Raw genomic sequence first — 12,946 nt, forward strand, 5'->3', positions numbered from 1 at the left:
CAATAAATCTGGGGATCGCTTGCACTATTGTTCACAATTTGTTACAAAAGTACAAAGAACTTCTAGAGACCCAGAACCTAATGCTAGGCGGACTTACTGGTTTAACAGATCCCAAAGGCAGCGATTGGGGAGAGAAAATGCTCAACACAGTCGCCAGCCAAACGATTCGCCACCTGTTTACCCAGAGCGAGTCAGTAGAAGTCTTTGTGCGCTGCTATCCCTCCAGCAAACTGTTGCAAGGCAGCATTGACAGCTTTAAAATGAGCGGTCGTGGTTTAGTAATTCGTAGAGACTTCGCAGTGGAGGAAATGTCTTTTGAAACCGATGCAGTGTCAATTGACTTCAGCTCGGTTTTGAGTGGCAAACTCAGCCTTAAGCAACCTACCCAAGCGGTAGCACAAGTAGTATTATCAGAAACAGGTATAAATCAAGCTTTCCAGGCAGAATTGGTTAAAAAACGTCTGCTCAATCTTTCTGAAGCAACTTTGACGGCGATATCTGGTGGTGAACCAGTTTCGTTTACAGAAGTCCAAATACAGCTATTACCGGGAAATAGGTTAAATCTTGTAGCTAAAGCCGACTTAAACAACGGACAACTCATACCGTTGAGTATGACTTTGAGTATAGGTATTGAAAAAAGAAGGCGGATTTCGTTTAAAGATCCAAAAATTGAACTTGAGCAAATTCCCGAAGCACAGCGAGAAATTTCTCAAACTTTAAGCACCGCACTGGTGGAAATTTTGGATAATATGGTCGATTTAGATCGCTTTGATCTCGATGGAGTGAAAATGCGACTAAACCGTTTAGAAACGGAAGGGAAAAAACTGATTTTTAGCGGTTATGCGGAAATAGAACGTATTCCTCGTACTGGTTAAATCTATAGCCGCTATCAGCATTCAGAAATCAGCTTTGCAATGTTTATGCTAAAAATCACTCAGTAGAAAAACCAAAAAAAGTAAAAATCCCCCATTCCAATGGGGGAATTATCAAAAATTTCAACATTTAAATTTAGCTGCTATGTTTACAATACTGCTAAAACTGTAGCTGGTTCGGGTTTCAACAAGCCATTGAGTAAAGAGGCCGGATGTTGACTATGAGGCCAAGCAAAAGCATGACGAAACGCGGCATCTTGACAAGCTTGTAGCTGTTGGAAATTGATAATGTCGTAAGTCAGGAGATTTTCATACTCAAACGGTAGTCGCACGTTATGTAAACCGGCATTATCTGTACAAATTGCAATATCAACCCCTGCTTCAAAACAGCGGTCAAATACTAACTTCATCTGACGGATGTCTTGTAAAGTTCCTGTTTTCAAGTAAGTTGTAGGACAAACTTCTAAACATTGTCCCCGTCTGGCTAAATCTGGCAATAATTCAGGATAAAGTAATGGAATTTGGATACCGTGACCAATTCGCATTAAATAAGGTAGCAGTTGAGGATAACAACCTGCTGTAGTTTCGTAAAGATGTCCGGTAGTTTTCAAATCTAAAGAACGGGCATAATTATATAAACTTACCCATTCATCCATCCGTTCAGCATAATAACTATCCCCACCCGCTATATCGACTGCACAGACATATTCTCTATTTTGCGCTGCTAAATCAACAATTGCCTTGTTGACTTGATATGGTAAACGAGAGTGCATACAGAGAATTTGACTGTTAACAATGGGATATTCTAAGGAATGGCTGGCTTTTCCCACAATCTCTACAATTTCCGCCATTTTGTCAATTCTTGCGTTTTGACTCAGATGTTCAGGTGTCCGCAAATAGGGAGTATAGCGGAGTTCTAAATAAGCCAAATTTTCAAAGATATAGGCACCCCGTAGTAACCGATAGATAAAGTAAGGCAAAGTTTCTACAGTTTGCACACTTTCTACCAAGGTGTGTAGTTCTAGATATTCATCTAAAGTGTTACGAGGACGAGTATAAAAGTCTTCAAATTCTGAATATTCAGCAAAACGAGAAATTAAATCTGTAGCATGGCGCTCAAAATATCGCCACAACACACGGGGGACGACTGAACCCCCCAAGTGTCGATGTAATTCAGCGTATAAGGCCATAATGGTATTTTTTAGCTAAAAATTTCATTAATTGTAACAAATGCTTGCAATAAAACTATACATATTCAAAAAATTTCTTTTTTGTTTCTTAAAGAAGGATGTCCTAACGGTCTTGTCCGTTTCTATATTTGCTGTTTGATCAAATTTATTAATACCAATTTTAAAAATGATTGTTACAGATGTAGGTTGGGTTGAGGTACGTTCGCGTAGCGTGTCGTAGGCATAAACCAACGCTTCAAAACTTTGTGGAAGTTGGGTTTCACTTTGTTCAACCCAACCTACGCAACTGTCGCATTCTTTTATGGAATTACCATAACATAGTTGATTAAAATTTTAAAATATAGGAATCCGGTTTGATTCCTGAACATACTTGTGTAGGCAGGCAAGAGGCACTCATGCAAGAGGAAAAAGGGTTTTAGAAGATTTAGGTGTACGGAGTTTTGTTCAATAATCAAATAGGAGTCCTATAGGTAGATGCATATACAGGAAATCTGCTGCTGATGTTTGTATTTTTACTGTAACGTTGTATTTTGGTTGGGTATTTTAACCTGTTCAAACCAGCGAGATATCACAGGAATAGAGATGAAAATTCCTGCTAGAACTAATAAAAATACAGAAATGCCAAAAATCTGATCGCGGGGAATTTCTAAAACACCACGTAAAATCACTTCTCGTAAAGCAGAAACAATTGTAATTTCTACTGCTGCGCCTACAGATATACTATGTTCTTGGATATAATCAACTAATAATCTAAATAATTCCACAAGTATCAAGATAAACAAAATATCAGATGTGACTAGCCGCAAATCTAGTGGATGTAGAAAGGAGAGGAACATATCTCCTAATCTGATCAGCATGACACAAAATAAACCTACGCACAAAGAAATAACGATAATGTCTTGAAAAATTTCTAAGTTACGGATAATTCTATCTCTTTTAAACCAACTATTTACTTCTATAATTATACGCTTTGGCATAATATCTCCAGGATATCTAGATTTGATGATTGGTAATAAAAAATTTTAAATAAAAATTTAAATATGCAATGTTTATGGTAAGCAATAGACAAATTAAAACTTCACAGTAAAAAGGTGAGTTAGACTAAAGCCGTAAGAGGATGTTTGAAAAGTCTTTAGCGATGTATCAAAAACTTTTAAAACAACCTCTAACACACCCTACTGAAAATTTATCTAACAACCATTTCACAGCACTTTCTACGTCTGGGACTTGTTCTCCTGGTGGTATAGGTGGACGGTTTACCATTACGACTTGTATTCCCATTTCTCGTGCTGCAATAATTTTGGGATATGTGGCATTACCGCCGCTATTTTTGCTGACAATGGTATCTATTTGATGGTGGGTTAAAATTTCCCGTTCGTTTTCTAAATGAAAGGGACCGCGATCGCACAAAACAAGTCCAGGTGGCGTGATAACATGAGCAGAAAGCGGATCTATCATACGCATTAGAAACCACATTGCTTGCAAATGGGTAAAAGCAGAAATTTCTTGTCTACCAATGGTCAAAAATATCCGTTTTGTTTGATTTTCTAAAGCTTGACTTTCTAAAGCTGCGGCTGCATCGGTAATATTTTCTACTTCAATCCAGTCATCACCTGGGAGTTTTTCCCAAGGAGGACGATTGACCAATAATCGCGGAATACCCGCTTCTGTAGCGGCTGCGGCTGCATTCCAGGAGATATGATGAGCGAAGGGATGAGTAGCATCAATTAAGACATCAATTTGCTGATGCTGTAAATACTCAACTAAACCTGTCACACCGCCAAAACCGCCAACGCGAACAGGACCAGCGGGTAAAACAGGTTCACGGGTACGACCGGCTAAAGATGCGATCGCCTCAATTCCGGTAATATTAGATATTCTGGCAGTTAATTCTGCTGCATCACCGGTTCCACCTAGAATTAAAACGCGCAACATCTCGATTTTAGATTTTGGATTTTAGATTTTGGATTTTAGATTTTGGATTTTAGATTGATAACCGTAGACAAGGCCGTTAGAACATTAACCAAACCTATAACTTAGACAATGGAAAACTTTTACCACTGTCACCTATCACCTGTCACCTGTCACCTATAAACTGGGAATTCTTGCCAAAATGCCTTTTTTCAAAGGTTCGGGTCGTTCTGACCAAGGTAAAATGCCATCAGGTTGATTGTAATATTTACTGGCACATTCCAGCACTGCTTCAGCACAATCTTCAATCGGCAAATCACCAAATAGATAAGTTAATTTACCTTGACCAGCAAAAGCGACGACACAGGAACGGTTGCAAGGACTCATACATTCAACTTCTTTGATGGGGAATTCATGGCGTAAATCCCAATTTTGCGCGAGTTGTTGAATTTCTTGTAAAAGTTTTTGACCGCCGCTTTCACCGACACGCTTACCATCTTGCCAAACACTGGCGCAGGTTTTACACACAAATAACCTATGAGAAGCTACACCAGTGTCACTGGTTGGAGAAGTTGGAGAAATGTTAGCAGCAGTCATCTGTATCCTCGCAGATTTGTCCTGGAGTTATCAATTTGTAAACCTAATCATTATCCCCGATATCCCGCTTAGGTGGCCGCTTATAAGTAAAAGTAAAACTTTCACCACTAGTAATTACCTTTCGCATTTCATCATACATGGGATAAATACCAACACCGCTTAAATTTGCCCAACCCCGCGCCCTAGTTAAAGCCACAAACAACTGGTTACGGAAATTCACATCACTTTCATTTCGCGCTACATGATCAAAACCTACCACATATACCATATCAGCTTCGTGTCCCTTAGCGCGAGTGATACGAGAAACTGTCACACCACCATCACACCAAAATTTATCAGGGTCATTATTTGGGTATTGCGGAGTTAAATCATTTAACTTTAAAGCAGTAGGAATATAAACATCAATATCATATTCCATCAAAAAACTAGCAACATTAGTTTCTAATTCTATCGCTTCATAAGGTGAACCTAGAACTAACACCAAAATATCCCGACTTGGGCTAAGTCCATCATGGACAATATTGTGCATAATCTTCTCAGCTAAAGCCGTCATTTCCGCTTCACGAGAAGAGAAAGTTTCAAATTCTAAAACAGGTTTTCCCCACAATTCAGGAATAGGATTCGGTGAATATTCTGGTTGTCGATGAATAGTTATTGGTTTACCAACTCTGCGAAAATCTCCTTTGACTTCATAACCAATTCTATTCCAATCATCTTTATTTGTGATACCAGTTAACATTCCTTCTGGACGTAACAAACCCATACCAATAGCGTGAGCAGATGTGAGAATTGGCCCAGGAGTGCGATAACAGCGCCGCATGACTTCAGAACGTTTAATCCCACCTGGATATTGGGGTTGTTTATTCAATAAATTACTTAACTTCTCGCCAAATACTTCTTTAGCTTTCGGTACGACAATACTATCTAAACTTTGTGCTTCGTCATAAGCCCAAATTAAGCGTCTTTCTTGTGGTTTATCTTCACTTACAGGTCGTAAAGATTGATAAGCTAACCAATAAATAGCTTGTTTATCTTCATATTTCAAATCATCTTCAGTTACTAAATCCTGACCTTCGTCGATGAGAATAGCATCAAACATCGGTTCAATTGTGATTTCTTCTAATAACCGTTTACTTAAATCTATTAAACCGCGATTTGGTTGTTTTTCATTAGTATTCTGCACAGTTCCTGGTCTTTTACCATGATATTCACAAATGGTTCTATATAAACCTGGTTGTTCTTTTGCTCCCCAAGCGTGCAACACTTGTAATTTAAAATTAGTAGTGGGATCATAGTGCATTTCCCCACAACTAAAACGTCGTATCCATTGGTCAATTAAACCAATCATTAAATCATATAAGGAACGAGTGAAAAATACTAAAGCAATATCCCAGTCTGGATGCTTGAGGTGCATACTAGCGGCTTTTTGGCAAAGTAACACTGTTTTTCCTGAACCAGCAATACCGCGAATACGTTGAGGACCAGCAGGAATTTCTTTACCGATGTGTTCTTGTTGTAAATCTATTTCATAGAGTTTTTCTCGTAAACTATCAATAATGCTAGAACGGGTTTTTCCTGAACTAGTTACTTGATTTCGTTGTGGTTTACGAAGTACAGGTGTGCCACCAATAACAGATAATAATAATTCCCAGTCTTTATCTTCTAAATTTGCTCCGGAAATGACAATATTTCCTTTTTGAATTTGCTCTAATAAACCAACTTTTCCTAATTGGTCTTGAAATATAATCGGTGGTAAATCTGGTAATTTATCATAACCTTTTTCTTGCCACTGTTCGGAAGTTATTTCCGGTAATGCAACTATGGCTTTACCATTAACTTTCCGCCACAGTGCAGGTTCTCTATCACTATAAGATATTAAGGCTCGCAGTTGGTGTTCAGCTTGTTGATAGGGATTTATTTCTGTGGTGTCACTATTTTGTAATTGCCATTGCTGACCATTAATATTTACAAATTGCTCAATTTTTAGAGATTTAATTTCAATTACAATTACCCCAATTTCTCTATCAACAATTAAAATATCTGGTTCTTTTCTAATTTCTCCCACTTTAGAAAAAATAGGATAACGCCAATAGCCTATACAGTTTCTATCAGAAAAAGCACTACGAACAGCATCCCAAACTTTTTGTTTTCCCTCTTGATTTTTTATAGCTTCAGTGGTAATAAACTTGCTACCCTGTTCTTCGATGCCTACAGCCATTGTTTTATTCGCCTAAAATAATTACAGGAGTAAAGCTACCATTGCTAAAGGGCTTTGAACTAGTGAGATTATACCGATATAGATTTTTCAGTATTTTTGACTATGAAAATCAGCTTTTAATAAAGATTTTGTAATTTTTTTGCAACTACTATCAGTGAAATATTTAGACTGTCGGTAAAGGAGGGATGGGAAAATCATGGTTCTTCAGTACCTAATATGCTAAATTGTTCTGATAAAATCCGAAAAGGCTTACCAGATAAGGGAAATAATGTTGGTTATTGAAGAAAATGTCTGAATATTCCTTCTTAATCTCTGTTAAGAGTTCCCTGTTAAGAGTTCCCTTTCTACACAGATAATTTCAAAAATCAAATACCAGTCCTATATTAAATATTTTGGCGTTAAAATAGACTTACATAGTTATAGCGAAGACTGTTATGGTAAATTACCACTTGCGTGAATGTCTTCCCTCTTCCGCAGAACTTCCCGACTCTGATGATACTCCCGTGGACAATGAATTACAAAACCTGATTCCTAATTTATTAGAAGCTATTTTAGCCTTAGCTTGGAATAACCGTAACGATTGGTTTTTTGGTGTAGATATGGGTATCTACTACGCACCCAGTCAACCAGCATTAGTTCCTGATGGTTTTCTGAGTTTGGGGGTAGAACGATTTATTGGTGAAGAAGGACGTTTAAGTTATGTACTTTGGGAAGAAGATAATATTCCTCCTATTTTTGCTTTAGAAGTTGTTTCTAAAACTTACGGTGGAGAGTATGAAAAGAAGAAAATATATTATGCAAAATTAGGAATTTTATATTATGCAATTTATGTACCTAACCGCCAATATCGCCGGAAACGTCAACCTTTAGAAATCTACCGTTTAGAAAATAGTGAATATATTTTACAGCCTAATTCACGGGTATGGATGCCAGAAATAGGTTTAGCTTTAGGAAGGGAACGCGGTACATATTTAGGAAGAACAAGAGAATGGTTATATTGGTATGATGAACAAGAACGGAAATTACTCACGCCTGAAGAGTTAGCACAGCAGGAAAAACAACGTGCAGAACAAGAACTATTAAAATCTGCAAGATTAGCACAGAAGTTAAGAGATTTGGGTTTTAATCCAGAGGAGATTTGACCAGAAATTGCATTGCTTAAATTACTAAAGCTACTTGCTCTTATAGAGACGTTGCGTACAACGTCCCTTTTAAACTAGTGAATTAAAGTGTTAAAGATTGAGGGTTGGTTTCAATCAATTTTGCTAAATCTTGCAAGAATGCTGCTGCATGAGCGCCATAAATAATGCGGTGGTCACAGGTAATATTAACTTTCATTTGTTGACGCACACCAAATAAACCATCAGGAGTAGCTACAGCTTGCGGACGAGCAGCTGCGATCGCTAAAATTGAACCCTGTCCTGGTGGTAAAATCGCATCAAAGGTATCCACACCAAACATCCCCAGATTAGAAAGGGTAAAAGTACCACTGTTGTATTCTTCTGGTTGCAGTTGTTTAGCTCTAGCTCTGTCTACCAAAGATTTCCAATTGCGAGATAGAGTGTAGATATCTACTTGATCTGCTTTCTGCAATACTGGTGTAATCAAACCACCATCATCCATCGCCACAGCTACGGAAATATTGATATTGGGATGATACACAATTCCTTGGTCGGAATAGCTGGCATTGAGCAATGGGTGTTTCTGCAATGTCACTGCTACAGCTTTTGCTAGTAGCGCCGTCATTGTCACGCCTTTAGATTTAATTTGCTTGTAGAGTTTGTCTAAGGCATCAGTGGTAATTGTGTAACCAACATGGAATATAGGTACAGATAGACTGGCCATCATATTACGTACCACTGCATTTTGCAGAGTAGTTAATGGTACTACCTGACCAGGAACAGCACTGGTAACAACTGGCGCGGGTGCGGGTGTTGGTTTTGCAGGTGCTGGTGGTGCTGGTGGTGCGGATGGGGTAACAGGTGATATCGGTTGAGTTGGGGTAATAGTAGGAGTGGTAGGTTGCTGAACTTTACCAACAGCAGCTTCTACATCTTCAGCGACAATACGACCGTAAGGACCACTGCCTTTGAGATTATTTAAATCAACCCGGAGTTCCTTGGCTAACTTGCGAGCGCGGGGTGAAACTACCAACCTGTCATCCCGATGATTAGAACCATTTTGAGAGGCTGTAGCAGGTGCAGCGACTGAGGCGGATACGGCTACAGGTGCAGGTGCGGTTGTGGCTGGAGCAGCGGCTATTCCTCCACCAGCCATAGATTTTGCAGTTTCGATTTCCGCTTCTGTTTCTGCTACGTAAGCGATCGCTGCACCGACTGGGGCGGTTTCGCCAGCTTGTACTATAATATGGGCTAGAAATCCCTCATAGAAAGATTCCACATCCATATCAGCCTTATCCGACTCAACAACCACCACTGTTTCGCCTTTTTCCACTTTATCCCCTGGCGATTTTACCCAAGAGACAATCTTCCCCTCAGTCATGGTGGAACTTAGCGCCGGCATAAATACTTCATGAATGCTCATAATGGTGGTTTCAGAATCAATAATTTTATGGACTTTAACAGCTGTTGCCAGATTGAATTGTATCTTGGTACGAGGATTTTTTGGTAGTTAGTGTGTGGGGTGTAGGGTGTGGGGGAAATTAGTCCAAAATCCAAAATCCAAAATCCAAAATCCAAAATCCTCCCACCCGTGGAACTTAACCCAACAATGGATGTCAATATATATTCATGTTCCTCACCACTTCTTCACACACAAGATTTGCTTATTAGCAGTGGCTAGAGGCGGGAGTTGAATTTCAAGCTCAAAATTGGTGCTTAACCTGTTGAAAATTCCCCTTTGAGACTATTACTATGTCGGCAAAGTTGAAATTCTTTTTAATTTTGATACTCAGCGTTTTTGCCACTGCTGCTGGGGTTTATGTCATCCAGCATCAGCCAACTGCATTGATGACTAGGACTGCCAACGGGCTACAGCAAGGATTATCTGTAGAGCAGGAGTCTTCAGAACTGCTCGCTGTTCCAGAGCGTTCCCATTATAAAACTATTCCTTTAAAAAGTATCAATTCTGTTCTCCAAGGCAGTGATCCTGCGACCTTGGCTTTGAATATCCTTGATAATGTGACATCAGTGCAGGGAAAGCCCCAAATAGAGGTAGTTTATCCCCAACCTAATCAAGCTTTAGTAACGATCACACAAGTTAAGCAGGGTCAGAATAATTCAGTGGGTGCAATTAAATATCGAGTGGAAATGAACCGTTTTGGGCGATCGCTTTTAGTGAGTTCACCCCCAGTCTGGGAAGTTATCTGGGCTGGTTCTCAAGCTCAATGTTTCTCTAGAAATCCAGCCCAGAACAAATTTAGCACCAATTGTAATTAGTTAGGTGACAGGTGACAGGTGACAGGTGACAGGTGACAGAAGAAGCAGGGGGGACGGGGGCAGGGTGCAGGGGAGAAGATTTATTCCCCTTGCTCCCCGCTCCCTGCTCCTTTTCCTCTTTTCTGTTCCCTGGAAATTTTAGATATCGCCACGAATTTCTTCGACAACACCATCTCGCAGGACGATTTCCACTTGCATTTTGCTAATCAAGTTGTCTCCTGGTTCTACCCGGAAAAAGCCTTCCATTTGAAATTGGTTGACTTCTTGATCTAATTCAAGAAACTGCACTTGCTGAAGATTTTGCAGCAATTGATTTTTTTGTTCTAGGAATTCACTTTTCTTTTGATTAACCTGAAGTTGGATATTGTCAATTTGTTGGAGGGTCTGGGGTCCTGGTGGTTGTAAACTTTGTTTTTGAATGGCAGTAACTGCTCTTTGTCCTTCTACATCTAATTGTTGTAGTTGCTGATCCAGTTGATTGATCTGAGCTTGTAGTTGTTGCTGAACTTCCTCTTTCCAGAGGGGAGTGACGATAACTTTGACATTAACGCCACGTTTTAAAAGCAGTTGAGGGTTGGATACATCCATAAAAATTTCGCGTTCACTCTGATAGTTGGCTGGTGGAATTATTTGGCAAACATTCCGTCAATAATATCGTGATACCGTTCCATGACAACGTGACGACGGATTTTTAGAGTTTGTGTCATCAAGCCATTTTCAATAGAAAAGGGTTCGGTAATCAATTGGAATGGTCCGATGCGGTCATCGGCTCGATAACCTGGACGGTTTTTGACTTCCCGATTTAATTCTTGCCGAAATAAATCCTGGATCATTTTACTCTCTAAGTCAATTTTTTGACCGCTTGAGGCAGTAATATTATCATTTTCAGTTCCTGCCCATTTTTCTAAGGCTTCGAGATTGGGAACAATTAAAGCTCCAAGACTGCGCTGATCTTGTCCTACCAACATAATTTGATCAATGTAGGGCGATCGCAAGCAAGCATTTTCTATGGGTTGCGGTTCGATATTTTCCCCATTGCTCAAGACAATGGTATCTTTAGCCCTACCAGTTAGTACCAAGTCATTTTGGGGTGTTACCCAACCAAGATCACCGCTATCAAACCAACCTTCAGCGTCTATAACTTTTTTTGTCGCTTCTGGATTTTGATAATAGCCTTGCATCACTTGTGGACCTTTGAGCAATACTAAACCAATGTCTCCTGCTGGTAGGGGTTCACGAGTCTCAGGATTAACAATTTTCACTTCTGTTCCCGGAATGGGTTGCCCAGATGAGCCGCGCAAATTCCGCCAATAACGACGGGCATTTGTGACTGGTGAAGTTTCTGTTAAACCATAGCCTTGTAAAATCTCGACACCAATAATTTCAAAGAAGTTATCTATATGTCGGGGTAGGGCCCCACCACCGCTAATTACTTGCTTAATTCTGCCTCCTGTGGCTTCCCTGACTTTGGCATAAACTAATTTTTCTCCCAGTGCTTGCAATGGCGACAAAGCTAATTCTAGTATCTTCGCTCCTAATCGCTCAACAGATGTAGCATGAATATGATCTAAACTTAATCCTTCCGCAATACGTTTTGCTTGGATATAGTTCTGGCTCATATCCAATAAAAATTTAATCAGCTGTTGTTTTTTAGCTGGTTGGGAACGAAACTGTTTTTGTACTCCTTCATAAATTGATTCCCACAACCGGGGTACAGCAAACATGAAATGGGGTTGAAATTTTTTAAAGTCATCTTTGACGGAGCGCAAATTGGTGTAAATTTGTGTGCAACCTTGAGAAAGTAAAAAATACTCTCCACTGCGTTCATAACTGTGCCAAGTGGGTAAAATACTCAGCACTACATCTCCTGGATGAGGTTGCACCACCGTTCCCAAAGTTGTGACTTGGTGCAGTAAGTTTCTGTGGGAAAGCATGACACCCTTGGGTTTACCAGTAGTCCCAGATGTATAAATTAAGGTTGCCAAACTGTCACTACTTTGTTTGATGGCTGCTAAGGTGTGGTTACTGCCAATTTCTAGTAACTGGGAAAAGTTCACCACTTTCAGGTTTTCTGCTGTTGGTGGTGTTTCATCGGAAAGTAGAACGACCAGTTTAACGGGTAAATCTTTCAGACCTGTCTCTAGTTTCTGGAATGTTTTGATATCCTCGACTACCAATGCTGTACTACCGCTATTAGCGATAATAAATAATAATTCTTCCCGTTCGGCTTGAGCGCCACGCACTGCGTTCACAGCCCCGGCAGTCATAATGCCTTGATCAGCAATAAACCAGCGCGGACTGTTGTCAGCAATTAGGGAAATACGTTCTCCGACATTGGCTGTGCCACTATCGCCCATATTCATTCCTAATGCCTGTAAACCTGCGGCAAATCTTTGAATTTGGGCTGCTAACTGACTATAAGTAATCTGCACTTCTGGTTTAGCATGGGGGTCGTAGAGAGCTACTGTCTTACCAAATTTCTTGGCAGCCAAAGGCCAAATTTCTGGGAGCGCATCTACATTGCTGTAATCAGCTAAACGCTGCAATTCTCGGTATTCTCGCTCGGTGGCGTTAGATAAAAAAGAAGAATTAGGTTTTATTGTTGTCATAACACAATGATTGAGTAGTAAATGGATTTTTCTTCCTAATAACAGTATTTAATATGCACCTTGGCTACTGTGTATAACAATAGCGCAATTCTCACAGACATATTTACAAAACTTTATGTTAAACTAGTTTTATATAAGCAACACAAAATGG

Annotated in this window: 11 protein-coding genes; 3 read left to right on the forward strand and 8 right to left on the reverse strand. The window is 39.7% G+C overall.

Annotated features, from left to right (window positions below):
* Window positions 1–80: 80 nt before the first annotated feature.
* Entirely contained in the window at window positions 81–875 is a 795-nt protein-coding gene (locus A0J48_RS06180) for an LmeA family phospholipid-binding protein (protein ID WP_200321315.1), read from the forward strand.
* 146 nt (window positions 876–1,021) lie between these two features.
* Here the strand turns inward: A0J48_RS06180 and A0J48_RS06185 are convergent, their stop codons facing one another.
* From A0J48_RS06185 to A0J48_RS06205, 5 genes are all read right to left on the reverse strand, one after another.
* On the reverse strand, window positions 1,022–2,062 hold the full coding sequence (locus A0J48_RS06185; protein ID WP_200321317.1) for an adenosine deaminase: 1,041 nt from the start codon (window positions 2,060–2,062) through the stop codon (window positions 1,022–1,024).
* A 512-nt stretch (window positions 2,063–2,574) separates the two neighbouring features.
* On the reverse strand, window positions 2,575–3,039 hold the full coding sequence (locus tag A0J48_RS06190; RefSeq protein WP_200321319.1) for a phosphate-starvation-inducible PsiE family protein: 465 nt from the start codon (window positions 3,037–3,039) through the stop codon (window positions 2,575–2,577).
* A gap of 166 nt (window positions 3,040–3,205) precedes the next feature.
* A complete protein-coding gene (locus A0J48_RS06195; RefSeq protein ID WP_200321321.1) occupies window positions 3,206–3,997 on the reverse strand; it encodes a cobalt-precorrin-6A reductase in 792 nt (263 codons plus the stop codon).
* 153 nt (window positions 3,998–4,150) lie between these two features.
* Window positions 4,151–4,570 carry a DUF1636 domain-containing protein gene (locus tag A0J48_RS06200; protein WP_200321323.1) on the reverse strand — a complete coding sequence of 140 codons (420 nt, stop codon included), beginning with the start codon at window positions 4,568–4,570 and terminating at the stop codon, window positions 4,151–4,153.
* A 43-nt stretch (window positions 4,571–4,613) separates the two neighbouring features.
* A complete protein-coding gene (locus A0J48_RS06205) occupies window positions 4,614–6,788 on the reverse strand; it encodes an ATP-binding domain-containing protein (RefSeq protein WP_200321325.1) in 2,175 nt (724 codons plus the stop codon).
* 434 nt (window positions 6,789–7,222) lie between these two features.
* Between A0J48_RS06205 and A0J48_RS06210 the strand changes: the two genes are divergently transcribed.
* Window positions 7,223–7,930: a Uma2 family endonuclease gene (locus A0J48_RS06210; RefSeq protein ID WP_200321327.1), complete on the forward strand. Its 708-nt coding sequence runs from the start codon at window positions 7,223–7,225 to the stop codon at window positions 7,928–7,930.
* Window positions 7,931–8,012: 82 nt separating this feature from the next.
* On the opposite strand, the gene A0J48_RS06215 is transcribed toward A0J48_RS06210, so the two are convergent.
* Entirely contained in the window at window positions 8,013–9,332 is a 1,320-nt protein-coding gene (locus tag A0J48_RS06215; RefSeq protein ID WP_200321328.1) for a dihydrolipoamide acetyltransferase family protein, read from the reverse strand.
* A gap of 329 nt (window positions 9,333–9,661) precedes the next feature.
* Between A0J48_RS06215 and A0J48_RS06220 the strand changes: the two genes are divergently transcribed.
* The gene (locus tag A0J48_RS06220; protein WP_200321330.1) at window positions 9,662–10,186 is read left to right on the forward strand and encodes a hypothetical protein; all 525 of its coding nucleotides are present in this window, start codon (window positions 9,662–9,664) and stop codon (window positions 10,184–10,186) included.
* 138 nt (window positions 10,187–10,324) lie between these two features.
* Here the strand turns inward: A0J48_RS06220 and A0J48_RS06225 are convergent, their stop codons facing one another.
* The gene (locus A0J48_RS06225) at window positions 10,325–10,774 is read right to left on the reverse strand and encodes a YlqD family protein (protein ID WP_200321332.1); all 450 of its coding nucleotides are present in this window, start codon (window positions 10,772–10,774) and stop codon (window positions 10,325–10,327) included.
* A 38-nt stretch (window positions 10,775–10,812) separates the two neighbouring features.
* Window positions 10,813–12,795: an AMP-dependent synthetase/ligase gene (locus tag A0J48_RS06230; RefSeq protein WP_200321334.1), complete on the reverse strand. Its 1,983-nt coding sequence runs from the start codon at window positions 12,793–12,795 to the stop codon at window positions 10,813–10,815.
* Window positions 12,796–12,946: the final 151 nt, after the last annotated feature.

It is taken from the genome of Sphaerospermopsis aphanizomenoides BCCUSP55 (assembly GCF_001586785.1).
Taxonomy (GTDB): Bacteria; Cyanobacteriota; Cyanobacteriia; order Cyanobacteriales; family Nostocaceae; genus Sphaerospermopsis_A; species Sphaerospermopsis_A aphanizomenoides_A.

Coding starts and splice junctions, on each gene's coding strand:
- A0J48_RS06230 (WP_200321334.1), bottom strand. CDS start 12,795: ATGACAACAATAAAACCTAATTCTTCTTTTTTATCTAACGCCACCGAG.
- A0J48_RS06225 (WP_200321332.1), bottom strand. CDS start 10,774: ATGGATGTATCCAACCCTCAACTGCTTTTAAAACGTGGCGTTAATGTC.
- A0J48_RS06180 (WP_200321315.1), top strand. CDS start 81: ATGCTAGGCGGACTTACTGGTTTAACAGATCCCAAAGGCAGCGATTGG.
- A0J48_RS06210 (WP_200321327.1), top strand. CDS start 7,223: ATGGTAAATTACCACTTGCGTGAATGTCTTCCCTCTTCCGCAGAACTT.
- A0J48_RS06195 (WP_200321321.1), bottom strand. CDS start 3,997: ATGTTGCGCGTTTTAATTCTAGGTGGAACCGGTGATGCAGCAGAATTA.
- A0J48_RS06220 (WP_200321330.1), top strand. CDS start 9,662: ATGTCGGCAAAGTTGAAATTCTTTTTAATTTTGATACTCAGCGTTTTT.
- A0J48_RS06190 (WP_200321319.1), bottom strand. CDS start 3,039: ATGCCAAAGCGTATAATTATAGAAGTAAATAGTTGGTTTAAAAGAGAT.
- A0J48_RS06200 (WP_200321323.1), bottom strand. CDS start 4,570: ATGACTGCTGCTAACATTTCTCCAACTTCTCCAACCAGTGACACTGGT.
- A0J48_RS06205 (WP_200321325.1), bottom strand. CDS start 6,788: ATGGCTGTAGGCATCGAAGAACAGGGTAGCAAGTTTATTACCACTGAA.
- A0J48_RS06185 (WP_200321317.1), bottom strand. CDS start 2,062: ATGGCCTTATACGCTGAATTACATCGACACTTGGGGGGTTCAGTCGTC.
- A0J48_RS06215 (WP_200321328.1), bottom strand. CDS start 9,332: ATGAGCATTCATGAAGTATTTATGCCGGCGCTAAGTTCCACCATGACT.